This window comes from Siphonobacter sp. BAB-5405, from assembly GCF_002872335.1.
Classification (GTDB): domain Bacteria; phylum Bacteroidota; class Bacteroidia; order Cytophagales; family Spirosomataceae; genus Siphonobacter.
Genome location: NZ_NJAG01000006.1, coordinates 206,688 through 233,022, shown reverse-complemented (window position 1 = coordinate 233,022; position 26,335 = coordinate 206,688). Strand labels below are relative to the sequence as shown.

General features: G+C 49.5%; 22 protein-coding genes. 8 read left to right on the top strand and 14 right to left on the bottom strand.

Annotation, left to right across the window (positions count from 1 at the left end; translation table 11 throughout):
• Positions 1-96: 96 nt before the first annotated feature.
• From BWI97_RS06190 to BWI97_RS06165, 6 genes are all read right to left on the bottom strand, one after another.
• Complete coding sequence (locus BWI97_RS06190) at positions 97-1,455, bottom strand: AMP-binding protein (protein ID WP_102200385.1); 1,359 nt, start codon at positions 1,453-1,455, stop codon at positions 97-99.
• A complete protein-coding gene (locus BWI97_RS06185) occupies positions 1,452-2,570 on the bottom strand; it encodes a thiolase family protein (RefSeq protein ID WP_158242698.1) in 1,119 nt (372 codons plus the stop codon). Before BWI97_RS06185 ends, BWI97_RS06190 begins: the two co-directional genes overlap by 4 nt.
• A 494-nt stretch (positions 2,571-3,064) precedes the next feature.
• Positions 3,065-5,650: a response regulator gene (locus BWI97_RS06180; protein ID WP_094811459.1), complete on the bottom strand. Its 2,586-nt coding sequence runs from the start codon at positions 5,648-5,650 to the stop codon at positions 3,065-3,067.
• 678 nt (positions 5,651-6,328) lie between these two features.
• Positions 6,329-7,759, bottom strand: a complete 1,431-nt coding sequence (locus tag BWI97_RS06175) for a circularly permuted type 2 ATP-grasp protein (RefSeq protein ID WP_102200383.1) — start codon at positions 7,757-7,759, stop codon at positions 6,329-6,331.
• 213 nt (positions 7,760-7,972) lie between these two features.
• Positions 7,973-8,446 carry a peptide-methionine (R)-S-oxide reductase MsrB gene (gene msrB / locus BWI97_RS06170; protein WP_233207764.1) on the bottom strand — a complete coding sequence of 158 codons (474 nt, stop codon included), beginning with the start codon at positions 8,444-8,446 and terminating at the stop codon, positions 7,973-7,975.
• A gap of 157 nt (positions 8,447-8,603) precedes the next feature.
• On the bottom strand, positions 8,604-9,539 hold the full coding sequence (locus BWI97_RS06165; RefSeq protein ID WP_102200382.1) for a phosphatase: 936 nt from the start codon (positions 9,537-9,539) through the stop codon (positions 8,604-8,606).
• A 191-nt stretch (positions 9,540-9,730) separates the two neighbouring features.
• On the opposite strand from BWI97_RS06165, the gene rpsU reads away from it, so the two are divergent.
• Positions 9,731-9,925 carry a 30S ribosomal protein S21 gene (gene rpsU / locus BWI97_RS06160; protein ID WP_094811467.1) on the top strand — a complete coding sequence of 65 codons (195 nt, stop codon included), beginning with the start codon at positions 9,731-9,733 and terminating at the stop codon, positions 9,923-9,925.
• Positions 9,926-10,002: 77 nt separating this feature from the next.
• On the opposite strand, the gene BWI97_RS06155 is transcribed toward rpsU, so the two are convergent.
• The 8 genes from BWI97_RS06155 to BWI97_RS06120 form a co-directional block, all read right to left on the bottom strand.
• Entirely contained in the window at positions 10,003-10,680 is a 678-nt protein-coding gene (locus tag BWI97_RS06155; protein WP_094811469.1) for a phosphatase PAP2 family protein, read from the bottom strand.
• Positions 10,681-10,802: 122 nt separating this feature from the next.
• Positions 10,803-12,296 carry a hypothetical protein gene (locus BWI97_RS06150; protein ID WP_102200381.1) on the bottom strand — a complete coding sequence of 498 codons (1,494 nt, stop codon included), beginning with the start codon at positions 12,294-12,296 and terminating at the stop codon, positions 10,803-10,805.
• A gap of 36 nt (positions 12,297-12,332) precedes the next feature.
• Positions 12,333-13,859 (bottom strand): hypothetical protein, encoded by a 1,527-nt coding sequence (locus BWI97_RS06145; RefSeq protein WP_102200380.1) that lies wholly within the window; start codon positions 13,857-13,859, stop codon positions 12,333-12,335.
• Between the two features lie 25 nt (positions 13,860-13,884).
• Positions 13,885-14,070, bottom strand: a complete 186-nt coding sequence (locus tag BWI97_RS06140; RefSeq protein WP_102200379.1) for a hypothetical protein — start codon at positions 14,068-14,070, stop codon at positions 13,885-13,887.
• Between the two features lie 8 nt (positions 14,071-14,078).
• Complete coding sequence (locus tag BWI97_RS06135; protein WP_102200378.1) at positions 14,079-15,344, bottom strand: hypothetical protein; 1,266 nt, start codon at positions 15,342-15,344, stop codon at positions 14,079-14,081.
• 5 nt (positions 15,345-15,349) lie between these two features.
• Positions 15,350-16,219 carry a DUF4097 family beta strand repeat-containing protein gene (locus BWI97_RS06130; RefSeq protein WP_094811479.1) on the bottom strand — a complete coding sequence of 290 codons (870 nt, stop codon included), beginning with the start codon at positions 16,217-16,219 and terminating at the stop codon, positions 15,350-15,352.
• 4 nt (positions 16,220-16,223) lie between these two features.
• On the bottom strand, positions 16,224-16,745 hold the full coding sequence (locus BWI97_RS06125) for a hypothetical protein (protein ID WP_094811481.1): 522 nt from the start codon (positions 16,743-16,745) through the stop codon (positions 16,224-16,226).
• Positions 16,746-16,749: 4 nt separating this feature from the next.
• On the bottom strand, positions 16,750-17,271 hold the full coding sequence (locus BWI97_RS06120) for an RNA polymerase sigma factor (RefSeq protein ID WP_102200377.1): 522 nt from the start codon (positions 17,269-17,271) through the stop codon (positions 16,750-16,752).
• A gap of 143 nt (positions 17,272-17,414) precedes the next feature.
• Between BWI97_RS06120 and asnS the strand changes: the two genes are divergently transcribed.
• From asnS to BWI97_RS06085, 7 genes are all read left to right on the top strand, one after another.
• Positions 17,415-18,869, top strand: a complete 1,455-nt coding sequence (gene asnS / locus BWI97_RS06115; protein WP_102200376.1) for an asparagine--tRNA ligase — start codon at positions 17,415-17,417, stop codon at positions 18,867-18,869.
• Positions 18,870-19,085: 216 nt separating this feature from the next.
• Positions 19,086-19,700, top strand: a complete 615-nt coding sequence (locus tag BWI97_RS06110) for a hypothetical protein (protein ID WP_102200375.1) — start codon at positions 19,086-19,088, stop codon at positions 19,698-19,700.
• 150 nt (positions 19,701-19,850) lie between these two features.
• Positions 19,851-20,939 carry a complex I subunit 1 family protein gene (locus BWI97_RS06105; protein ID WP_094811486.1) on the top strand — a complete coding sequence of 363 codons (1,089 nt, stop codon included), beginning with the start codon at positions 19,851-19,853 and terminating at the stop codon, positions 20,937-20,939.
• Positions 20,940-21,619: 680 nt separating this feature from the next.
• Positions 21,620-23,116 carry a catalase gene (locus BWI97_RS06100; RefSeq protein ID WP_102200374.1) on the top strand — a complete coding sequence of 499 codons (1,497 nt, stop codon included), beginning with the start codon at positions 21,620-21,622 and terminating at the stop codon, positions 23,114-23,116.
• Between the two features lie 338 nt (positions 23,117-23,454).
• Positions 23,455-24,513, top strand: a complete 1,059-nt coding sequence (hemH, locus tag BWI97_RS06095) for a ferrochelatase (protein WP_094808458.1) — start codon at positions 23,455-23,457, stop codon at positions 24,511-24,513.
• Positions 24,514-24,576: 63 nt separating this feature from the next.
• Complete coding sequence (locus BWI97_RS06090) at positions 24,577-25,719, top strand: cysteine desulfurase family protein (RefSeq protein WP_102200373.1); 1,143 nt, start codon at positions 24,577-24,579, stop codon at positions 25,717-25,719.
• A 44-nt stretch (positions 25,720-25,763) separates the two neighbouring features.
• Entirely contained in the window at positions 25,764-26,312 is a 549-nt protein-coding gene (locus tag BWI97_RS06085) for an NUDIX domain-containing protein (RefSeq protein ID WP_102200372.1), read from the top strand.
• Positions 26,313-26,335: the final 23 nt, after the last annotated feature.

Genomic DNA, 26,335 nt, shown 5'->3' with positions numbered 1-26,335 from the left:
TACGGTGAACCCTACCTCACGGACGGAGTTTGAATGAAGAAGAAGGAAAATTTTCCCATGGACTTCGTACTTGAGTCGATGGAGCAGTAGCCGACCTTAAGCCGGCAAGGCAAGCATTTCGGGAGAATCTTCGTCGGCCAGGGTGCGTACGATGGCTTGGTAATCAATCTTTCCGTGATCCTTTCGGGGAAGATTACGCCATTCGAGGATACGACGGGGTTGTTTAGCCGGGGGCAGGGACTGCAAGAGGTGATCCTTGAGCTGACGGGTATACGGAACGGAGTTCTGGCCCGGATACGTCGCCGAAAAAACCAGATAAATTTCGTGCGAAAGGTCCTCCCGAAGCAACCCTACTACAGCTACTTCCTGAACAAAGCGGAGTTCCTTGGCCCGGTTTTCAATTTCTTCGGCAAAGATGTTTAATCCCCGGCGGTTAAACATCCGTCCAGCCCGGCCCATCAGTACCAGCCGGTCGTCGTCCATCAGACCCAGGTCAAACACCGTATTGATCCCCCGATAATCGGGTGATACGTACGGACTTTCAACCCGGATGCGTTGGTCAACAATGTGGATACGTACGCCCGGGAATGCCTTCCCTACGGAAAACTGGTGCTGAAGGATCTCTTCGTTTTGCTGGTAACTAATGTGTCCCAGCTCCGCCGCTCCGTAGTATTCGGTTAACAGGGCCTGCGGACTGACCTGAAGCAGCGTTTCCGCCAGCGACTTTTCCAGTTTTTCCCCCGCACTCACCAGCGAGCGAAGCAGCGGCAGCGATACGCCCGGGCGTGCCCACAAACGGTAGTGCGAAGGCACCATGAATACCGATGTGATTCGCTCGTCCTGCATTTGCTGCACCCAGCTCCCCGCCGATTTCAATGACGTCAGTACGCTGGTTCCTCCCTGCCAGAGCAGGTGCAATACGCTGTTGAGGTTCGCCGAATAGCTCAGAGCATCCAGTACCAGCAGCCGATCATCCGCCGTAATGCCGAATACATCACTCTGGTGCGGAAAGGCCGTTATCCAGCTCTGGTAATCTTTCCAGATTACTTTGGGTACGGATTCGGTTCCGGATGTGAGTACCCCCAGAAATCGATCAGTAAGCGTAGTCGGCTGAATTTCCGCTCGTAAGCTTTCTTCAGATTTCGGCCAGGCCTGCTGCAACAGATAGGCGTTTTCGCGTTGCCGCAGACCCTCGATCTGCTCGCTCGTCAGTTGCGAGGAAGCGAACAATACGGCCTTTTTCAAAGCCATGCAGGCCAGCAGATCAAGCAGGTTTTCCAGAGCGTCGGTCTGAGCCAGGATAACCGTTGCTTGCGAAATACCGGCTTGGTACGCTCCGGCCCGCGTCTGAATCTCCGTGATTAATTCGGCATACGTATAGCTCCGGCGACCGTATTGCAGTGCCGTTTTATCCGGAAATTTTCCGGCCGTATGAAGAATTTTCTGGAGAATCACGAATTCAGATGTTCAATCAAAAGGGCGATACCCAAACCACCCGCGACGCCTACCGTTACCAGGCCAAACCTTTGCTGAGTATGAGCCAGGGCTCGCATCAGGTGAATGGTATTAATCACTCCGGAAGCCCCAAAGGGATGTCCGTACGCCAAATTTCCGCCAAATATATTTACTTTTTCTTCAGAAATCCCCCAGTGCCGCAGGAAGGCCAGCGGTTTGACTGCAAAAGATTCGTTGATTTCAAACAGGTCAATATCCTGAATGGATAGGCCTGTTTGCCGCAGTAACTTCTCCGTTGCCCAGATGACACCCGCCGGAGCCAGCGTAGGTAAGCCCCCAGCCATAGCCGACGCGACCAGTCTGAATCGGGGCTCATACTCAGCCCGTAAGGTATCATTTACCAGGAAAATACCCGCGGCTCCATCGTGCAGGTGAGCGGTATTGGTATGGTCGATTAATAGCGGGGATTGAGTACGGACTAGACTGTCGTACGAAAAGGCTTTTCGCAGCGGCTGGTCTTCCGTGATAGCCCCGTATGGAACTCGAATTTCTCTTAAAATTTCGATGGCCTGCTCCGCTTTCTGATGGCTTCGTACCGTCCAACGCATCAGTTCTTCTTTGGAAAGTCCGTAGGTTTCTGCCACCGTTTGGGCCGCCTGCCTTAGGCTGGCTTCCCCATACGAGGCCGGAGCAAACGTGGCCTGCGTATAGAAGGTCTCAGCGTCGATGTACCGGGGGTCGCGGGGCTGATACTGTCGCCGGGGAGCCAGGCTATTACTTTCCATTCCCCCCGCCAGTATACTCTGAGCCATCCCGCTTTTCAATTGAGCTTCGGCCGCTACCAGAGCCCGCAAGCCTGCTCCACATTGCAGATCAAGGGTAGTCGATGGAATCTCGGGTGAAAAACCGGCTTCCAGTAACGCATAGCGAGCCATGTTGCCTCCCGTACCGAGGGCATTTCCAACGATCAATTCATCAAAAGCCAGGTTGGAATACCTGCGTCGAAAGTCCCGCAAGACCTCCGCCATGAGTTGCTCAGGGAGTACATTTTTGTAGTAGCCCTGGGCCTTTCCGGTGGGAAGCCGTAATCCATCCACGATGTACGCTTGTAACATAACTGCGAACCTAGACATTATATGTCAAATTGCACCGACGTCAGTGCAATCATCATTGAAAGAAAGGCCGTATCAATCCTCTGGAAATACTGTTGCAATTCGTCTGTACGTGATGCGGGAAGATGTCTTTGGGGAGTCAATCAGATTCTTAAGACCGAAATGCGAGTGAAGGTGAAATTTTGTGGCAGGCCAACCTACCCGCTCTAACGGATACGAGGCCTTTTCGAATACACGAAGCTGCATTCACCGATCAACTAAATGTAGTTTGACCCGCCCATGGCTGAATTCGTAGAGCCCCTATTCGTTTTCGGGTATCCCCAGCGTATCGCCCTATGTATGAGCCCATTATTGTACCGCTGTTACCGAAGAAAACCTGTAAATCCATTCGTTCGCCTCCCCGCACCAGTAAGTAATCAGGCATTGGGGATGGCAGGAGTAACCCTGGAGTTACTCCCTGTCTTGAACAGACCTGAAAACGCTGGTCCAGGCCCTGCTTACACCGTTGGCAAGAACTCTTTGCGGGCTTCTTCGACCACGGGCAACAGGGTTTCCATTCGCTGGATGACCTCTGTAACAATGGTCTGTACCGTAAATAAATCACCGTTTTTAGCAGCCAGCTCCTGTAGTTTTATGAAAGCAGGAACGACTTCGGTGACTCCAATCATTTGTACGGGCGATTTCAGAGCGTGAGCAATTTTTCCTACTTCAACAATGTCCTGTTGTTGTAAAGCTTCGCTCATTCGTTTAAGCTGTACGGGCGTTTCTTCCAGGAAAACCGTCAATAAGTCGGCCATCGATTCATGATCGCCGCCCGTTACTTCGTGCAGGTAATCCAGATTTATTGTCATTGCATTGGTTTGGCTATTCATTTCAGTTGTGGCGGGAATAAATGCGGGTGTTTGTACTTGTAATTGTTTACGGACGACCTTGTATAAATCACTCATTTGAAAAGGTTTGGAGATGAAGTCATTCATGCCGACCTGCAGACAGTGCTCGCGTTCACCCACCAGGGCGTGAGCGGTCATGGCTACAATCGGGACATCTATTTGCAGCACATTACGAATCTGACGTGTGGTTTCGTACCCATCCATTTCCGGCATTTGAATATCCATCAAAATCAGATCATAGCTCTTTGCCCGGAGCTTTTTCAACGCTTTCACGCCGTTCTCAGCAATTTCGGCCGAGTAGCCCATGCGGCCGAGTACAGCCGTTGCCAGTTTCTGATTCATGGGGTTATCCTCGACTACCAACACGGATATTTTTTTCAACCCATCGTACGACGCGGAATGATAAGAGCCGAAATCTTCCAGCGAGGCAGGTTCAGCAATTTCGTAGGGAATTTCAACGGTAAAAAGTGATCCCCGACCCGGCGTACTTTCCACTTCAATCCGACCGCCCTGCATGTCTACCAGCGAATTGACAATATTCAGGCCCAGTCCGGAACCGCCGTATTGCCGCGTGGTGAACGAGCTTTCCTGACGGAATCGTTCGAAAATATGCGGTAGTACGTCCGCCGCAATACCAATGCCCGAATCTTTCACCGATAAAACCACCCATACGTGCTGGTCTTCGATTTGCTTGCAGCGAATGTTGATTTCAATGCGACCTTTTTCGGTGAATTTAATGGCATTGGAAGCCAGATTCAGCAAAATTTGGGTTAAACGCGTCGGATCTCCCAGGACAACCGGCGGTAGCGTCTGATCGAGTTTTACGTCAAGTTCAAGCTGTTTGTCCAGGGCAGCTGGCTGCAACATGATCCTGATTGACTGAACCAGCGAAATGATACTGAACGGAATTTTTTCAAATTGTAGCATTCCTGCTTCAATTTTCGAAATATCCAGAATATCATTGACGATGGTAAGGAGGTTACGGCTGGCTGTATTTACCGCTTTCAGGTATTCATTCTGCTCGGTCGTCAGCGGCGTGGTTTCCAGCAGGTTCGTAAAGCCGATGATGGAGTTCAGCGGCGTACGGATTTCGTGGCTCATATTGGCCAGGAAATTTTCCTTCATCAACGCCGCTTTTTCAGCCAGTTCCTTGGCTTCATTGAGGCGGGAATGCGATAACAGGCGATCGGTAATATCGACGTAACTGGACACTACATATTGCAAATGCTGCTCCAGATCGAAAATGGGTACTGCCGAACTGAGTAACAGGGTACGCTCGTCGCCAATTCGTAGTTCCAGATCATCAATCTGTGCAGGCTGGCCTTTGCGGGCTTTCCAGTAGGGTCTTTTTTCGGTGGGATACGGCGTTCCGGCAGGAAACTGGAACACGGGCAGCGTATTCAGCAGATCTTCGTACGAATTAAACTCCGAGTGCTGTTTCAGAAGTGTTCGGGTTACCTGATTGGTGTAATAAACCTTCCCGGCTTCGTCATACACCACCACCGCCGCCGGGACGGCATCCAGAATTTCGCGAAGCCGTTTTTCATTGGCCTGTAATTCCATATTAAGATTCGTACGGCTTTGCAGCAGTCGGATCAGCAGATACACCGCTCCCAGAATGATCACTACGGCTACCAGTGTACCGATGATGATACTAAGCAGAGCCTCATTAGCCGAGCGTTCGCTTTCTTCGACCCGATGAGCCAGTGAGGTTTGCTCATCCTCCTGAATCTGAACCAGCAGGTTTCTGATTTCATAGGTCTGATCAAGATACACGCGACCGGAATCCAGTCGGGTCGTTCCGTTTTCGATTTGAGCCTGTAGAAAAAGCTTCCGACCCAGCGTGAGTTTATGCTGTAATTTCTGATTTAGCTCCCGGATTCTTTGCTGCTGATCGACGGTTTTGGCAAAGTCGTTGAGGTCTTTTGACTGATCAATCAGTTCGCGGGCATTTCGGTTAAAATCGGCCAGAAAGTAGGGATTACCGCTCAGGATATGCCCGCGTAAGTCGTTGTCGATATGCGTTAAACGCGTATCAATTTGCTCGGCTTTTTCCAGAATGACGTGGGTATGGGTAATCCAGTTGTTGGTAATGACGAGCCGCCGGATGGTACGGTGCCCGTTAATACCAATCAGAATTTCAATCAGGATCCCTCCGCCCAACATCAACAATATCCAGAATTTCAACCGCATCTGAGTCTAATCAATGGTGTGGTAAATGAGTGCTATCTGGTATAAGACAAACGGAACGATACGTCAGGCGTACCGGTGTTCGGAATTTTTCCCGAATCTATACGAAGCAGAACGATCCACAAGCTATAAAACCATTCCACAATCTGAAATGGCATTGCATCAGGCACTTGTCTAAAAAAGGGGATTGGCTGAGAAGGAACATGTGCCCGTAAAACAGGCCATGTAATCCGATGAAGTATAGAAGTAATTGTGGGCATGTTTATGTGGGCGGCACAAACGCTTTAGTATCTACCAGTAAATTTACTCATTAAAGCTGACTCCGCAAAAGCGTAAAGAGAGCCTACCCGCCTGACAAACGTTAAGTTCTTGTAAATGACGCCTGTATTAGCCGGGTAATCCTTGCAGGGTTAGTACTCAACTAAAGTAACCTGGAAGCAGTTCCCGGGCCACTGAAAAGCTTTCGTAGAGCGTTCGGAGCTTCCTTCGAACGTTTTGATGCATTCTGCTATACGTTACTTTCACCGTAGTTTGCTTTTAAAACTACGGTGAAAGTTTATTCAAAATAAGCTTTGCCTGATGTAATGAAGTAAGGCCCTCACCGTATTTTCGCCTCGCAGCATCCCCAAAAGGTTATACGGGCTTATCTGCACAGGTAAAGGTTCGTATCTGAAAATCCTTTTACCACATCACCCAGGTATCCTTACTGCCGCCTCCCTGTGAGGAGTTTACCACGAGGGAGCCTTTGTTAAGAGCTACCCGCGTCAGGCCTCCGGGAATTACGTTAATTTCATCGCCATACAGGATATACGGACGCAAATCAACGTGGCGACCCTCGATGGCTCCGTCGATCAGACAAGGTACCCGCGACAGGGAAATCGTGGGTTGAGCAATGTAATTACGCGGATTAGCCATGATTTTCTGCCGGAACAGTTCGTGCTCCTCCTTCGTCGCCTTGGGCCCGATCAGCATCCCGTAGCCACCCGCCTCATTCGCTTCTTTCACCACGAGTTGTTCAATGTTCTCCAGCACGTATTTACGGTCTTCTTCTTCCCGGCAGATGTAGGTACGCACGTTCGGAATGATCGGTTCTTCGTCGAGATAGTACTTGATGATGCGAGGTACGTAGGCGTAAATTACTTTATCGTCGGCCACGCCCGTACCCGGAGCATTGGCCAGAGCTACGCGACCTTTCTTGTACGCATCGAAAATGCCCGGAATGCCAATCAGCGAATCCGGATTAAACGCATGAGGATCCAGGAAAGTATCATCGATACGCCGATAAATCACATCGACGACCTGAAAGCCCTTGGTGGTTCGCATTTTCACGTATCCGTCGTGTACGACCAGGTCGCGGGCATCCACCAGCTCCACCCCCATTTGCTGGGCCAGGTAGGAATGTTCGAAGTACGCCGAATTATAAATTCCAGGCGTTAGAACGCATACCGTTGGATCGGGACGCCCGGAGATATGTTGCAGCATCTGCAACAAACGGCTGGGGTAGTCGGATACGGGCCGCACATCGGTACGGGCAAATACTTCCGGAAAGGTCTGCTTAAGTAATTCCCGGTTTTCGAGCATGTACGATACCCCCGAGGGACAGCGAAGGTTGTCTTCCAGCACCATGTATTCACCGTCATCCCCCTTGATAAGATCGGTGCCGGTAATATGGCACCAGATACCCTTGGGCGGTTTTAATCCAATACAGGCCTTGAGAAAGCTCTTGGAAGATTCAATCAAATCCCGGGGCACGACGCCATCATTCAGGATTCGCTGTTCATTATAGACATCGTCGATGAACAAATTAATAGCCTTGATTCGCTGGATGAGGCCTTTTTCAAGCTTATCCCAGTCCTGACTCGGAATGATACGCGGAATGATGTCTACCGGCATGATCCGCTCGGTTCCTTCATTTTCGGAATATACGTTGAACGTAATGCCCATCGCCATCAGAGCCCGCTCAGCGGCCTGATGACGACGCGTCATTTCTTCCATACTGAGCTGTTCACTACGTTGTTTGAAGGCGTCGTATCCTAGCCGCACCTTTCCCTGGGCGTCGAACATTTCATCATAAAACCCTTCGGTCTGGTAGTCATCGTAAGAAAACTGCATAAGTGTTAATCAATATTTTTAAACGCAGGAAAAAAAGGCCAGCTTTAGTAGTATTCATCTACAGAATGGGAAACTTAACAAATATCCTGTAAGAAGTCAAAATGTATACCAAATAATCTTTCGACTACAGCCCATAATACTATATTTAATCCGTAAGGCTTCATCTAAAATTAGTACAAAAAGACCGACTCTGAGGGGAGTCGGTCTTCAGCCTCATCTTCCTTTTTCAAAGGTCAGAGCAGCTGAATTAATTGTGTACTTCGACTTGCCCGGTGCCGGACCGTCGTTGGTTAAATGCCCCAGGTGAGCCCCGCAGCGACTGCAGGCAATCTCTTTGCGTACCATTCCGTAACTCGTATCGGTGCTTTCTTCCAGATTACGGGAATTGACGCCCCGGGAAAACGTCGGCCAGCCGCTGCCGGTATCAAACTGAGCGTCCGTTCTGAAAAGCTCGACTCCGCAGCAGATGCAGCGATAGGTTCCTTTCTCCCGATTATTCCAATACTTCCCCGAAAAGGCCCGTTCCGTACCTTTCTGACGGGTTACAAAATATTGCTCCGGGGTTAACAACCGCTTCCATTCCGCTTCCGTTTTCTCTACCGGATACCGTTTGACGGGATCCTGTCTATCCATAATGAACCACAGCGGCATGGCTGCTAAACCCTTAATCACACGTCGTCTTTTCATTCTGAAAATAATCCTTCAATCCGTTCAAGGTTTGGGAGATTCAAGGGGTATTTCCGGTTAAACCCGGTTTGTAGTTGTTCCGGAAAACCCACCTTGTGTAAGAAAGATACGCAAAACGCGGGCGATTCGTACCGCATTCAGTTTTTTTAACGAATGCTTACTGCCCCTGGCTCATTCGTGACAACATGCCCTCTTTCATGGCGTACAGCGAAACCCGAATTTGCTTGAGTTGATACTTGCGTAACAGAAAAGCAATCAGACAGGATGCTATGACAATCATGTCTACACGGTATTCTTTCATTCCAGGGATCTGCAAACGAGCTTCCCGGTCAAGCGTCAGAAATTTTTCGTAGGAGTCGATGAATGAAGCCATCGGCAACTCAAAACTTACCTGTTCCGTATCCGGCCAATGACCCGTACTCTGCATGGATTCTATATCAATCAACGTTTCAAACGTCCCCGCTGAACCAATGATTTCTTTCGGCTCGTATTGGTGCACCGCGTTGGTAAGGGGTACTAGCTGTTGTTCCAGGTATTCGTAGAGTTTGCTAACGGAATCGGGCAGAATGGGGTCGGCTTGCTGAAAACGGTCCATCAGCCGTTGCCCACCGATTTCGAAGCTCTGTTTCCAGAAAACTTTTTTGGCGTTACAAAGAATGAATTCGACGCTGCCGCCGCCAATATCCACAATGAGTGAGGTTTGCTCATTCAGTACGGTACCGGCCTTCACTCCTTCGTAAATCAGACTGGCTTCCTCTTCGCCCGGTATAATGGTTACGGTAATGCCCGTAGCATTCAGCACCCGTTCGCAGAATTCTTCCTGATTAGCGGCATTGCGAACCGCACTCGTACCCAGGGCTACGATTTTTTCGGGAGCGATGTCGTACTGGTTGGTAATCTGACGGAATTCCCGCAGTACAGCCACGGCCCGATCTATGGCGGCTTCGGTAATTTTTCCCGAAGAAATTCCTCCTTCGCCAATTTTGGCGGGCATGCTGGAGTCATGCAAAACAGTAAAACCGGCCGCCTGCGTTTCGGCAATCAGCAGTTGAAAGGTATTGGTACCCAGATCAATAATGGCAAGACGAGTCATGATAAAAAGCGGTAAGCTCTGGAAAAGGAGCCTGTGGGACGACACAGATCATACAACAATTCGAAAGATATACTTTTCCGAATCGCAATTGTTCGCCAAAGTTGCCAATAAACTCTTGAAAATATAAAATAGAACCGTATATTTGCAATCCTGTTTTGGAGTTGAACCTTTCAAATTGCCGAATAACACACATGATTATCGTTCAAGTTAAAGAAAACGAAAGCATTGACAAGGCCCTCAAACGTTTCAAGAAGAAATTCGAGAAAACGGGCGTAATGCGTGAACTCCGTTCACGTATGGCGTTTACGAAGCCGTCAATCACTCGCCGTCACCAAGTCATCAAGGCAGCTTACCGCCAGAAGATGCAGGAAAGCGAGCAACAATAGTTTGCACGTTAAAGCACGCCTGTGCTTTATGACCGGCATTGTAGCCATCCTTTTGATCGGGGATGGCTTTTTTGCATTTAGACCAGATCGAGTTGCCAGAAGGTATAAAAGGTAGTTCCGCAGATGAACGCTCCCAGCAGTAAGCCCGCCAGAATTTGCCGCGGGGTATGAGCATTGAGTTGCAGGCGGGCACTCATCACCAGGCCCGTCAATACAATGAATATGACCAGCGGAGCCAGTAAAGAGGTTGTACCGAAACGAGCCGTAAGGGCAATCAGTCCTCCGATAACGCCACCCATTCCGGTAGCATGAGCGGAAATTTGCCAGTATAGACTAATGAATGATACGCAGGAAACGGAAAATGTAACACTGGCCATCACCACTGTCAGTTGAGGCAACAGGACCAGATAGCGGAAAGAAGCAAAGGAAAAAATCGTATACAGCAGGACAATGATCAGGTACGGTCCCCGCCGATCTTCGAGCCGCTCCATCGTCAGGCTGCGAATGATTCGTAGTCGATATAACACGTACAGTAAATATCCGGGAATCAGGAACGTAAAGAAAAAGACCAGGAGCAACAGGCCAAACCTGAAACTGAGCTTTACGCCGAAAAAGTCGATGGTTTCCTGTCCATTAAAACTTTCCAGATTAGCAACGGTGAACGGTGCCGTGTAGAAAAGGATTCCACACAATACGGTCGGAATGAGCAAAGGGTGCAGTACAAACGAAAGTAAGCGGGCCAGACCTGTCTTCAAAATTGGTTAAGAGCTAGTGATGATCAATACTAACAAAAGTAAGTACCGAAAAAGCCTTCACCAAAACGCAGGCCCCCGCAAGCCCCGGCGTTCCTGATAATTTAATCCAATTCTTACAATTATTACTTGCGTTTAGCCCAGGCCAGTCCAACCTTCAGATCCACGAAGCCGTAGGCCTTGGAACGAATCGAGTAAGCCCGCTCGTGGTACACCTCGTTCGAATGACGACTTACTTCTTCCTGTTCCCCGGATTGATACCAGCGTTTTTCCTGGTAGGTATTATGGGCGTAAGTAGACAGCGGCAGGCGAACACCGGCTTTCAGTTCGAAAAAACCATTGGAAAACAGGCGACGTTGCGTACCCCAGGCCAGGTACCCATCACGCAAGGTCTGGCGGATGTGGTGATTACTCCAAACCCATTGTTCCCCCTCCCGTAAGCTAAACTCCCTTTGTTCAATTCGATTGCCCAAGCGTTCACTTGAAATACCCAGCGTAATAAAACTTCCCGACAGGTTATCCGACTGCTTCCCCCGAATAATACGTGATTTTAAGTTATAGTAGTACCGGGACTCCAGAGCCACGCTTCCCTGTAACAAACGATCATGAAAAGTATACGGATAGTCCCCGTTGTACGTGCGTTCGAGTTGCTGGTATTTTCCATAAATGCTCAACTCCCCTTGTACGGAAAAGGGCGAGGCTCCGAGTTTGTACTCATACGCAACCGTCGTACGCAGGTGACCAGCATTAGGCGACCAGCGAATGGGATTATTTAAATCCAGTTTCCAGATGGAACGAACGGGTTCAAAGCAGTGAAACAGTTCACAACGGGAAGAAATCGCCTGCGACTGGCCCGCAAAAGCAAAACCTATCAGCGAACGGGTTTCAATGAAAGGTTCCCAGCTACTGGCCCGTAAATAGCGACTGTACAGCTGACTGGACGCCACTCCAGCCCGAATGGTAAAATCAGCGAATCCGCGTTTACCAAACCGTCGCTGCAAGCCATACACCAGAGCCACTTCCTGCGTATGCGAGGGCCGAGAAGCCTGGGGATTAATTGGCAGTTCGGTTTGAATCGGTATCTGGCGTTCCAGCGACAGTCCCAGGTAGTTATCTGAAACGTTATTTACGCTTTTTCCTTCCCGGATACGTCGATTCATGCGATAATACCAGCGAGGTTGCAGCAGTACCCGCAAATTAAGTGGATAAAGGGTTGAGTACAAGCCACCACGTTCACCCCGATTGTACGAAATGCCTCGGGTACTATTCCAGGTCAATGCTGCTTCGGCATTGATCGACCAGGCCGTACTGAGTTTTTGTTCATAGCCTACCCGAACTATATCGGATAACTGCTGAATCGGACTCTGTCCACTTTGCCGGGGAATACTCATCTGGGCACCGTTCAGCGTACGCAGCAAATCAACCGGCACCATGATTTTGAATACGCTCCGGACGGGTACCTGCGTCTGGAAAACGTCTCCGTAGGTATCCAGCAGTTTCTTCTTCGTGCTTCCTACCGTATCCATCTCCGTGGTAAACTGAACGGTTTGCGTAGAATTCTGAGCAAAAAGCGGGTTTATACACGTTCCCAGTAGTAAGAGAAGTAGAAGCTTTTTCATAACAGCGGCGAAAGGGTTGGACAGAGGCGGAATGATTTACTTGCGTTTGGCCCAGGCCAGACCGATTTTCAGATCAACAAAACCATAAGGGTAAAGCGTAGTAAAATCCAATTCTTTCCGACTATAAGGCACAGAAGTGCTTTGCGAAACCAGCTCTTTTACTTCCATCGAACGATAGACTTGCCGTTGTTTAAGACGATTTTCTTTTCGATCGTAGAAAGGCAATCGTAACCCTGTTTTCAGCTCCCAGTAACCGTTGGTAAATAAGCGTCGCTGCATGCCCCACCCTACGTATAGATCGGCAAAGGTTACTGAAATATCTCTGGTGTATGTTCCACTACCTTTCTGATTGGCTACCAGCATTGCCGGTTCGAAGCCTTTGGTTCGCTCTTGTAAATGTTCTGTAGATATCCCCAGATGAAGGAAATTACCAGAAAGATTATCGCCCTGTTTTCCCTGCCGGATGCGTTTGTTCATGTTGTAGTAATAGCGGGATTCCAGGGACAAGCTTGCCTGTATCAACCCGTTTCGGTACCGAAGTTTTTCGCCTAACACGTCACGTACGGTATCCAGCCAGCCGGGCGTTTCATAAAACGTTAGTTTTCGGGAAAATAAACGGGCATGTACGCTCAATTCCGCCTGAATTGAAAAGGGACTCTTACCCAGTTTACGTTCGTACGCCATGGAGCCTCTTACGTTGTGCCCCGTAGAAGATAGGCGAATGGGGTTGTTCAAATCAACTTTCAATAAGGAACGAACCGGTTCAAAACAGTTTAATATTTCGCACTGGGAAGAAGTAGTCTGAGAATTCCTGGTTAGAGCAAAGCCTCCCAATGTACGGGTTTCGATAAACCAGCTCCATTGCTTTTCGAAAGGCGTATCAAAACCCTGATAGAGGACATCTCGTGGAAACCGTTCATGAATGACTCCGGCCCGAATGGAAAAATCGGCAAAGCCATGTTTTTGAAAACGCCGTTGCAAGCCATAGACCAGACTTAGTTCCTGAGAAGCAAAGCCGAGTCCCTGCGTATTATTTAACCAGACATCATCGGCCAGCACGTTCCAGGTCGTTTCCAGCGATACCCCCAGATAGTTATCGGAAACATTAGCTACGCTCTTCCCTTCCTGTATTCGCTGCCCCATTCGGTAATACCAGCGGGGTTGAACCAGTAACCGCACATTATACGGATACAATACGGAACTGGCCTCAGACTGAGCGATGGCCACTTCTGCGTTGATGGACCAATCGGCCCGTATTTTTCGTTCGTAGCCTAAACGCAAAATATCCGTAATCTGCCGGGCCGCGTTCATGTGAAAAGCTTTAGGGACATTCAATTGAGCCGGAACCAAATACTTAGGCAAGCCAAAAGGCACCATAATTTTAAATACGCTCCGGACGGGTACCTGCGTCTGGAAAACGTCTCCGTAGGTGTCCAGCAATCGTTTTCTGGATCTCACTAACGTATCGGTTTCGGTTGAAAACAGAATCACCTGTGTACTATCCTGAGCCAGGAGCGGATGTACACACATCCATAATAGCAGAAGGGATACCAGTTTTTTCATAGCGGCGTGAAGGGATTAAAAGGGGTCATTTGCGTTTGGCCCAGGCCAGACCGATTTTCAGATCGAAGAAGAAGTGAACACTTCCGGGGGCCATCTTCTGACGTTGAGCGTACAGTCGATGATTCGTTTCCACTCGCTCTAGTGCACCTCCTGACGTCGTAGATACGTACCTTTCCTGATTGGATGCGTAAGTGGTCAGCGGTACTTTCAACCCGGTTTTCAGTTCCAGAAAGCCATTGGTAAATAGCCGTCGTTGCAGACCCCAGGCAGATAAGCGTCTGTAAAATGTTGATTATACGTGGAGCGTTGCTTCCATTCCACTACTACGCCCTTCTCTATTCCCGCTCCGTAGTTACGGACGCGTCCCAGCCAGTGCTCCCGCTGCATACCTAGGGTCAGGAAGTTACCCGATAAGTTATCCGACTGTTTCCCCCGCCGGATTCGCCTGTTCAGGTTGTAGTAATAACGGCTTTCCAGAGCTAGGTTTCCCTGAAATTCCTGATGATTCGAATGGCTCCCCTGGGATAATAATGGGCTGGAAGGTTCGAGGTGGTACCGAAACGTCCGTCCGTAAAGCCCTGCCTCTGCCTGTACCGAAAAAGGACTGCTTCCCAGTTTCCGTTCGTAGCCTAGGGACGTTCGTACAAAACTGGCGTCATTCGACACACGAATAGGATTATTCAGATCCAGCTTCCACAAGGAGCGAACGGGTTCGAAACAATGCAAAATTTCGCACTGGGAAGAAGAAGGCTGTGAGAATTTCGTAAAACCTAGCCCAATCAATGTTCTGGTTTCGATGAACCAGGTGATGGGTCTGGCATTGTTGGAACTTAGGCTGAGGGGATTGCGAATCCGGTCGATGCTGATTCCGCCACGCAGTGAAAAATCAACCAGTCCCCGTTTTTTGAAGCGTCGCTGAATTCCGTACACCAGAGCGATGTCCTGATTGCTGTATCCCCCCTGCGACGATCCGTAGTAAGAATCCAGTTTAAAGAGGAAGGTGGATTCCAGCGAAAGACCGATATAATTTTCCGATACATTGTTCACGCTCTTTCCCGTTCGGATTCGCTCGTTCATGCGGTAATACCAGCGGGGCTGAAGCATGAATCGAGCGGAATTTATTAGATACAGACCTACACCCGGTGGGATGGCTACTTCCGCATTGATTGACCATTCTGGTGCCAGTTTTCGCTCGTACCCAATTCTTACTAACCCTACTCGTTCCTGAAAAGTATTGTTAAAGCCCTTCGGAACAATCATCTGGGGATCCAGAGCCGTTTTAGCCGTTCCCAAGGGAACAATAACCTTGAATATGCCGCGAGCCGGAACCTGCGTCTGAAATACATCGCCATACGTATCCAGAAGCCGGTGTTTCGGAGCGGAAGTAGTATCAATGTCTACGGTATACGCTACCTGTGTACTATCCTGAGCAAACAAAACGTGGGTAACGGCAAGCCACAGGAGGGTTAGTAAACGTTTTTTCATCGTAATTAACGGAGGCTGATCGTAGCGAAAGTGGTCTGAACATCAATAAGCCCTCCTTTGCGGGCATGTAAAACCACTTTGCGTAGCGTAGGTGTATTGGTTTGCCAGGTAAAGTTGGCATTACGGGGCAGTTCAATCTGGCCGTATTCGGCCTGCAATTGATAGGTAAAAGGCGTTTGTTCGAGATTCAGTAAGCGGATATTCGTTTTCTGAGCTTTCACTTCGAGCTTTACCAGTTGCCGATCAGCCCGTATCTCGGCTTCCCCACCCTGCGAACGAACGGTACAGCTTCCCTGGACATCGCTTAGTTTCAGATTGGTATACTCCGTATTCAGCCTTACTTTTCCCGACAGATTACTGGCTTCCAGATCACCGTAGTGGCTTTCCAGTTGTACCTCTCCCTGCATCGCTTTCAGACTTATTTTGGAGAACTCCGTACTAGCCTGAAAGTCAGCCTGTAGTCCAGTAACTTTCAATGAACCAAAATTTTGTTTCACCACCAGCGGACACCTCGCGGGCAGCCAGATAACCATACTGGTTTTGAACGAAGAGGTCAGTTTCCCGGAAGCCGGTGCAATCAGGAAGTTTCTCAAAAACAGTCGCTTCCCGGACTTTTCACCCGTAAACTGAAGTGATTCGAGTTCCTTACGAGCTACCGCCCGGTCGGGGTGCCGAGCCGAAAGATTCACGTTGATTTGAATCGTTTCCTTGTCCCAGACCCGAATGTCAATATCGGCCCGTTCGCCCGTAATCGTCAGATTACGAACGGATTCGTAATGCTGTTCAATCGTTCGGGTCGCTACCTGAAGCGTGGTCTGGCCCTGAGCATGCCAGGCCAGGAGTCCGATCAATCCTAGTAATCGCCTTAATTTCATAGCGTTAAATCAGTTCGGCCAGGCGTTTGAGTAATTCGGCCCGCTTTTCGTCCAGTTGGGTCTCCCAGGCCACCACCTGCGGATCATTGTGGTACAGACCCGCCTGCTCATGCAATCGCTCGCTGGCTTGTTTTAATTCCGTTAGTTCCGTACGAATCATCTGAATTTCAGGTTGCTGACAAGTAACTTGTTGTACTTCGCACAGCGTTTCCAGTCGGTTCTGCTGTTGATCCAGACTGGTATTTTTCGAGTCGATCCACTGAGCCGTCTCACTTTGTACAGCAATGCGGGTTTCCTGAGGCTGGTACCAGAGCGTGATTCCCAAAACCAGCACAATACCGGCGGCCAGTGCAGCCATCTGCCAGCCGATGCGACGCGTTTTCCCCGGTAACGCAGGCTCTATACGCTCCCATAAGAATTCGGCAGGCTCGTACTCGGGCAATTCCCGCTGGTAGTCGAGCCGACTTTCAATGGTATTCCAGACCCGTTCATCGGGTTCATATTCGGGTAATACCGGCCATTCCATACGTTTAACTGAGTAAGGCGGGTGATTGTAATAGTTTCCGTAATTTCTGCTTGGCCGCGTGTAGTTGTGATTTGGAAGTACCTTCCGTCACGCCCAGCACCTCCGCCACTTCACGGTGCGAGTAGCCCTCCACTTCAATCATCAGAAACACGGTTCGGCAACCTTCCGGTAAACTCAGCAGAGCCTTTTCGAGGTGAGCGGCCTCAACGCCCGCGTATCCCGTATCGGATACCAGTTCTTCCGGGATTTCCGTACTCCAGAGCTTGCGGTTTTCAATGTGGCGATAGGCTTTTCGAATCACGATTGTCTTGAACCAGCGACCGAACGTTGCCTCTCCCCGAAAATCCGATAGGTGCCGGAACATATCGATGAACGCTTCCTGTAACACATCCTGAGCCATATCAAAGTCGCCCGTCATGCGGTACGCCAGCGAGTACATAGGTTTCTTATACCGATCGTACAGCATCCGCTGGGCGATGCGATCGTGCTGGAGACAGGCTTGAATCAGGTCAGGAAGGTGGTCCATACGGGCATTTTCTGCACAAAAGAGGTCCGGTTTTACAGAAAGGTTGGTTGTGTTCCGGATTTTTTTTCGGCGAGTACGCGGAAGTAGCTAATTTCGCGAATCTATTCTATCGACGGATTTGCCGTCACTCATCGTAGTTTATCATGAAATATCAAATTAAAGATTACCTCCGTCACCACGGTTTTGTGGATCAGACGCTTACGGTTCAGGGATGGGTTCGCACCAAACGGGAAAGCAAGAATGTCAATTTTATTGCTCTGAACGACGGCTCGACCATTAATAACCTGCAGGTCGTAGCGGAAGCGGGCGTGATTCCGGAAGATATTCTTAAACTCGTAACCACGGGTGCCGCCATTGCTGCTACGGGTATTCTCGTCGATTCGCAGGGAGCGGGCCAGACGGTAGAATTGAAAGTTACGTCCATCGAGGTATACGGTACCGCTGATCCGGACGCGTACCCGCTGCAACCCAAACGTCACTCGCTGGAATTTTTGCGGGAAATTGCTCATTTACGTCCCCGTACCAATACGTTTTCGGCAGTATTCCGCGTGCGGCATGCCCTGGCCTTTGCGGTACATAAGTTTTTCAGCGACAACGGATTTTTTTACTGGAACTCTCCCATCATCACGGGTTCTGACGCCGAAGGTGCCGGTGAAATGTTCCGCGTATCAACGCTTGACCCCAAGAATCCGCCCCTGAACGAGGACGGTTCGATCAACTATAAAGAAGATTTCTTCGGTAAAGAGACCAATCTGACGGTATCGGGTCAGTTGGAAGGCGAGCTGGCCGCTCTGGCTCTGGGTAAAATTTATACGTTTGGCCCGACTTTCCGGGCCGAAAACTCCAACACGACACGTCACCTGGCGGAGTTCTGGATGATTGAGCCCGAAATGGCTTTCTTCGATCTGTATGATAACATGGATCTGGCGGAAGATTTCGTTCAATACGTCATCAAGTACGCCCTCGCTAACTGTGTCGAAGATCTGGCTTTCCTGGAAAAACGTTTACTCGAAGAAGAGAAAAACAAACCCCAAAACGAGCGTAGCCCGATGCCCTTGCTGGAAAAACTCCAGTTTGTCATCGATAACGATTTCGAGCGTCTGACGTATACACAGGCTATCGAGATCCTGCTTCAGTCAAAACCGCACAAGGAGAAGAAATTCCAATATCCGGTGGAATGGGGCATCGACCTGCAAAGCGAGCACGAGCGTTATCTGGTCGAAAAACATTTCAAAAAACCGGTAATCCTGACGCATTATCCCCGGGCAATCAAGGCCTTTTACATGAAGCAGGAAGTGGATCGTCCCGAAGACAAAGGACCTACGGTACGGGCCATGGACGTATTGTTCCCCGGTATCGGCGAGATGATCGGCGGTAGCCAGCGGGAAGACAACCTGGAAAAACTCGTAGCCCGGATGAAAGAAGTCGGTATCGAGCCTGAAAGCATGGACTGGTTCCTGGATACGCGTCGCTTCGGTTCGGCTCCGCACTCGGGCTTTGGCCTGGGCTTCGAGCGACTGATTCAGTTTGTAACGGGTATGGGCAACATTCGGGATGTGATTCCTTTCCCCCGGTATCCGAAATCAGCTGAGTTTTAGTCTGAGCCAATCTTTAAAAAAAGGCCGTTTCTTCGCAGAGACGGCCTTTTTTGTTAACGGATCTCTTTTCGAGCGGAATACTACCCGCAGTACCTTCATTATCAAATTGTTAATTTAACAATTCTTAAGTTTTGACCTGCTTTCACTACGTGGCTTTGGGCTATTTTTGAGCCGCCTGCTCTCTGGAACTGGCATAAACCTTCTAACACTACGTACATGAAAAAATTATATCTGCTTGCCCTGTCCTGCCTACTGTTAACACAGTGTAAAAAGGATGAAAACGTGGCTCAGGATGAAACTCGTCCTGGAGAAGAGATTCCGGCCAAAATTGATATTGAAAAGCGAACGGTGGAGATCATGAAGGAAACCGCTCCGCAAGCGATCGGTACCTGGGTACTTCAGGAGGTTCACATCAACGCAACGAAACTTTACGGAGCCCAGCCCTTAGGCATCCAGAAAGACACGGTTTTCAAAGATTTTGCCACGCTCAAGCTCTACCCGGCTACCAGGGCCCGGTACAAGCCCGTCCAGGCTAAGCACCCCGAATTTGAGGGAACCATTACCCTGAAGAACAAAACTTATCCGGTTTACTTTAGCTTACTGGTTAACCCTGACTATCTTTTTCGCTCGGAGGGACCTCAGGCTTTCTTCCTTTTCGACTTTAACTTTCCAGACGGTACTCGAATCCCTGAGGAAGAAGATAAATTGTTGAAAGACCTGGGCGTTGTCGGAGACAACTTTTCTTTCCAGATACAGCCGAAGGCTCCCTTGATGGTCTGGAAAGGCCTCAACAGGGGCGTGAAAGAAATTATATTCAAAAAAGTACAGTAAGCCTCGCTTTACCGATTCCATTGACAGGCCACTTCTCACAAGAAAGTGGCCTTTTTTAGTTTCATTCTAAATATTAAATGAACGCGAGGAAGTAGATTTGCGGACGAAGGCGACCCATTCGGTCGCTGTATACCCAAAATTTGTACCGTTTTGCTTCCTGCATTACTGATCTGTCTTGCCCTTACTCTGGCTACGGTAGTCGTGGGCGTATATGCCGAGCGTAAAATTTCCGGCTTCATTCAGGACCGGCTCGGCCCTACCGAAGTAGGCCCTTACGGATTGCTGCAATTATTCGCCGATTTGCTGAAGCTTTTACAGAAAGAAGATATTGTTCCGAAACTAGCCGACCGCTGGTTGTATCTGGTGGCTCCCTGCCTGATTTACCTGGCTGCGTATCTGGGCTATGCGGTCTTACCGCTCAGTCCCGACTGGATTGGCTCGGCTACGTCGGTGGGTGTTTTCTGGTTACTGGCCATCGTTTCGCTGGATGTATTGGGTATTCTGATGGCGGGCTGGGCTTCCAACAATAAGTATTCCTTATTCGGAGCCATTCGTTCGGTTGCTCAGATTGTCAGTTACGAAATTCCGCTAGGCTTATCCATCCTCTGCGTGGTGATGATCAATCAGACGCTGGATTTACAGGAAATGAGCTTTCAGCAGGGCATTTACTCCCCGGAACCCGTGTATTTTCTGGGTATCAAGAGCTGGGGAATGGACGTAACCACCAACGGTGGTTTTCTGAGCTGGAACATTTTTCGGATGCCTTTATTCTTCGTTGTTTTCATCATTTATTTCATTGCTTCACTGGCCGAATGTAACCGGGCTCCCTTCGATTTACCCGAAGCGGAATCGGAACTCGTCGGCGGTTTCCACACGGAATATTCCGGGTTCCGCTGGGCACTGGTTTTCCTGAGTGAGTACGCCATGATGATGCTGGTGAGTATACTGGGAGCCGTGCTATTTCTGGGCAGCTGGAATACGCCCCTACCCAACATCGGTCCGGTACGACTGGCCGACTGGACCTCCGGCCAGCCCGGCACCTTCTGGGGAAATTGTACGGGGATGTTCTGGATTCTGACCAAAGCCGCCGTACTGATTCTGGTTCAGATCTGGGTACGCTGGACTTACCCTCGCCTCCGGGTCGATCAACTCATGTACCTGGGCTGGAAAGTACTGACGCCTGCGGCTTTGATTTTGGTCGTTTTATCGGGTATCTGGCGACTGTGGATGGTTAGCTAAGAGTATTGATTCTTCTTTTATTGTGATTATTTGATGCTCCATTTCCTATCATACGGCTAGTCTTTTAGGTCGTATGCATTCCACACTGAAGTTTATTAACAATTCACTAGTATTCTAGGGTCACTATTTCGTCCCATAGGCATGCTTGTCTTTTAGTCCGTATGCATTCCATGCCGGCACGAACGCCGCTTACTTCCTCTTGCTCAAAGCCACCGCATTGCCGAGGAAGCAGGCGGCTTTTCGCGATAGGACGGGGCCCGGTTTTTATGCCGTCCACTATACTAACTCGCTAAAACCAGTAACCAATCCCTATTAATAGATGAAAATCCCTCCCGCCCGTAAGCAGCGGAACGACCTACAACAGCCGCAATGCGGTAGCCTTGAGTAGGCTGTTGTTAGTCGTGGAGAGGCTTACAAGCTACCGAACAGCCATGTTTAATGGACCAAGTCCAGTCTAGGTGAATAATGAAGTTCCCTGAATGCAACATGACGAAACGATCGCTTCTCAAATAAGCAAACCTTTTATTCCAATTCATTGATAATGAACAACTACCAACCATAACATAAATTTTAATTATAACTTATCAAAAACATTGATTTTACTTATGTAAATCAGATTTCTACTTTTGTTCCGGTTCTACGAAAGAGCAACTCTTTCTTACTAAGCAACCTTTATCCCCATGGAACAAAACAAGCTAACTACTGCATCCGGCCGTCCTTACGCCGAACACGAAAATAGCCAAAGTGTAGGTCCTCGTGGCCCGCTGTTATTGCAGGATTACATTCTGCACGAAAAAATGGCTCACTTCAATCGGGAGCGTATTCCCGAACGCGTGGTACACGCCAAAGGCTCCGGAGCATTCGGTACCTTCACTGTTACAAACGATATTACAAAATATACCCGGGCCAAACTGTTCAGTGAAATCGGTAAGCAAACGCATTTGTTCTTGCGTTTCTCGACCGTAGGTGGCGAAAAAGGCTCAGCGGATACGGAACGCGATCCGCGTGGCTTTGCCCTGAAATTCTATACCGAAGATGGCAACTGGGATTTAGTCGGTAATAATACGCCCGTATTCTTCATCAAGGATCCCAAGAAATTCAGTGATTTCATTCATACGCAGAAACGCGATCCGTATACCAACATGAAATCGGCCACGATGATGTGGGATTTCTGGTCACTCAATCCGGAGTCGTTGCATCAAGTGATGATCCTGATGTCCGATCGCGGAACGCCTTACGGATACCGCCACATGCATGGCTTTGGTAGCCATACGTTTTCGTTCATCAACCAGGAGAATGAGCGTTTCTACGTCAAATTCCACTTCATCACGCAACAGGGCATCAAGAACTTCACGGCGGCCGAAGCAGATGCCATGAAGGCGAAAGATATGGATTTTGCCCAGCGTGATTTGCTAGAACACATCGATAAAGGTGATTTTCCGAAGTGGAAAATGATGGTACAGATTATGCCCGAAGCGGAGTCGAAAACGTACCACTGGAATCCCTTTGATCTGACGAAAGTGTGGCCTCACGCCGATTATCCGCTTATCGAAGTCGGTGAAATTGAACTGAATCAAAACCCTAATAATTACTTCCAGGACGTAGAACAGGCCGCTTTTGCTCCCGCTCACGTGATTGACGGTATTGGCTATTCGCCCGACAAAATGTTACAGGGCCGTTTGCTCTCGTACCCGGACGCCCAACGGTACCGTTTGGGTGGCAACTACGAGCAAATTCCGGTCAACCGTTGTCCCTATGCCACCAATAATTACCAACGCGATGGTCAGATGCGGGTGGATGGTAATGGCGGACGTAACCCCAACTACTTCCCCAATTCGTTCGATAACACCGTAGCTGATCAATCCTACCGCGAACCCGCCTGGGAACTGGATTCCAACGTGGCTGACTGGTACGACCGCAACGCCGAAGGTGAAAACGATCACTACACACAGCCGGGCAACCTGTACCGCAACGTATTGGACGAGGAGCAGAAAGCTCATTTGGTAGAAACGATTATTGGTGCCCTCGGTAGTGTAGACGGTCCTCGGCGGGACGAAATCATCAACCGCCAGTTGTGCCATTTCTTCCGGGCCGACATCGGGCTGGGTATGCGAATTGCTCAGGGACTGGGCGTAAACGTAGAAGCTGCCATGCCCCGTAAGCACGAGACGGCGTAGTTGGTTTGAGTTGGGTTTGTTCGTTTTAGGTTTGAAAAGGTTTGATGTTTTTCAAGTTTAAGTGTTTAAAGGTTCAAATTTAAGATTTGAGAATGTTTGAATGGTTTCAGGTTTGATACAGGTACATCTTTGACAACCCGTAGTCTCTCCGATGCTCAACTTTAAACAATCAAACTTAAAACCTTAAACGATCAAACACTCAGACTTAAAACCCCTCAAACTAACCCAATTCATTCCCACGCTTTGAGAAACATTTCCGACCTTTGTTGGGTTGAAAGCTTACGAGCAAACGTCATCCGTTTTATTTTACAGATTGACTTAATAGTCGATCCTCAGCCATGCAAGTGTTAGAAGTAACGTCCGTCCCCACTACTCAGAAACTTAAAACCGGTATCCTGCTGGTCAACCTCGGCACGCCCGATAGCCCCAGTGTACCCGATGTGCGGAAATACCTGCGTGAGTTTTTGATGGATGGCCGGGTTATTGATATTCCGACTGCCAATCGCTGGGCTTTAGTCAATTTGATCATTGCCCCGTTTCGGGCACCGAAATCGGCTAAAGTGTACCAGGAATTATGGGAAGAACGGGGTTCACCGCTGAAGTTCTACGGCGAAGATGTGAAAGCCCTCTTGCAGCAACGACTTGGCTCTGATTACGTGGTCGAACTGGCCATGCGGTACCAAAACCCCAGCATTCAGGCCGGACTGGATTCGTTTCAGAAAGCGGGTTTACGCAAAATTATCGTCATTCCCTTTTTCCCACAGTACGCCTCCGCCACTACGGGCTCGGTGTACGAAAAAGTAATGGACATTGTGGGTAAATGGCAGGTGATTCCGGAAATCTCATTTACCAATACGTTCTTCGATCACCCGAAATTCGTCGAGTTTTTTGCCGGAGCCGCCCGAAAGTACATGCAGGAACGGGAATATGATTTCTTCCTGTTCAGCTATCACGGTGTACCGGAGCGGCAGATCCTGAAAGGAGATGCGACGGGTACGACCTGCCAGTTGAATAACTGCTGCGACCGTCTTCATTCCGGTAATCAATACTGTTACCGGGCTCAGTGCTTCGCTACGACGCGATTGCTGGTGCAGGAACTGGGACTGAAAGAAGGCACCTACGCGACCAGCTTCCAGAGCCGCCTCGGCAAAACGCCCTGGATTCAGCCGTATACGGAAGATATGGTCGTGAAACTGGCGAAAGAAGGGAAGAAAAATGTACTGGCTTTTAGCCCCGCATTCGTAGCCGACTGTCTGGAAACGACGATTGAAGTCGGTGAGGAATACAAAGAAGTTTTCGAGAAAAACGGTGGTCAGCACTGGCAACTGGTGGAAAGTCTTAATAACAGTCCCCAGTACATTGATTTGCTCGCCGATTTAGTCGAAAAACAAGTTTAAAACACCCCTTAACCAACGCATCGCCCCGGTACTGCTGGGGCGATTTTTTTGGTAACAATTGCTATGAACCGTCCGATTTACCTCGACTATAACGCGACTACGCCGGTTGATTCCCGGGTGCTGCAAACGATGCTTCCCTGGTTCACCGAGCAATTTGGCAATGCTGCCAGCCGTACGCACCTCTATGGTTGGGAAGCCGCTGAAGCCGTCGAAATCGCTCGCCGTCAGGTAGCCCGCATCCTGGGAGCTACGGAAAAGGAAATCGTTTTCACGAGCGGAGCTACTGAATCAAATAATCTGGCTCTGACGGGCGTATTCGAGGCCTCTTCGAAGAAACATTTCATCACGGTACAAACCGAACATAAAGCAATACTGGATGTCTGTACGCATCTGGAAAAATTAGGTGGCGAAGTTACGTACCTCGCTCCGGATACTGACGGACTGATCACGGCACAGCAAGTCAGCGACGCCTTACGCCCTGACACCGCTCTGGTATCGGTCATGTGGGCCAATAATGAAACGGGGGTCATTCAGTCCATCCGCGAACTGGCCCGTATCTGTAACGAACGCGGTGTACTCTTTCATAGCGATGCGACGCAGGCCGTGGGTAAACTACCCGTATCGGTTGAAGGCATCGATTTACTCAGTCTGTCGGCTCATAAGTTGTACGGTCCCAAAGGTATCGGGGCCTTATACGTTCGGAAAGGTACACCCCTGAGTATTCAGATGCACGGTGGTGGACACGAACGGGGCCGCCGCTCCGGCACGCTGAACGTACCGGGCATTGTCGGCCTGGGTAAAGCCGCTGAACTGGCTCAGCAGACGCTAACCCAGGAAGCGGAACGACTGGCCGCCTTACGGGATCAGCTCGAAACTCAACTGCTGCAACAGATTCCGGGTACGCGGGTGAACGGTTCCCAAACCTCTCGTCTGCCTCAGGTAAGTAATTTAGCTTTTGAAGCAGTCGATGGCGAAGCGTTGTTGATTAATCTCACTCGTATCGCCGTATCGAATGGTTCGGCCTGTACCTCGGCTTCGGTGCTTCCCTCCCACGTACTGAAAGCCATGGGTCTGAGTGATGACCTGGCTCACGCCTCCGTTCGGTTTAGTCTGGGACGCTATACTACTGAAGAAGACATTGCCGAAGCCATTTCGCACGTGGTAGCGATGGTCGCTAAAACTCGAACGGATTTTCTGGTGATGTAAGCCAGATTTTTCCGAATATTGGGGGAGTCTTCTATCCCCAAACCATGGAATATTTTGAACTTTATACGGAGCAGAATTTGCCCCGCTGGCAAACGAAAGCCCGGTCCGACGTACACCGCGAAGGAGACTGGCACCGTAGCACCGAAGTATGGGTGATTAATAATCAGCGGGAACTCTTACTCAATCTTCGCCATCCCGATAAAGACCTTTTCGCAAACCTTTGGGACGTATCCATTGCTGGTCATCTGCAACCGGGCGAAAACTACCGAACGGCTGCCCTCCGGGAAGTACGCGAGGAGCTTTCGTATCCCGTTCCTTCTTCGGAATTACACTTCATTGACGTCTGGAAGATAGACGGCTTCGATGCCCATACCCAATTGTACGATCGGGAGTTCGCGGGTGTCTTTGTCTGGAAAACGCAACTTCCCATTACCGCCTTCATACCCCAGCCGGAAGAAATCAGCGAGCTGCGTTTCGTACCCATCCATCAGGTTCGACAGGCCTTGGAAAACCCAGGTACGGGCCTGAATTTCATTCCGCTGGAAACCATTTTCCTAGAGATTTTAAGCCGGATTGAATCCACTGCGTTGTAACGTTTCCAGCAAAAGTCCATCGA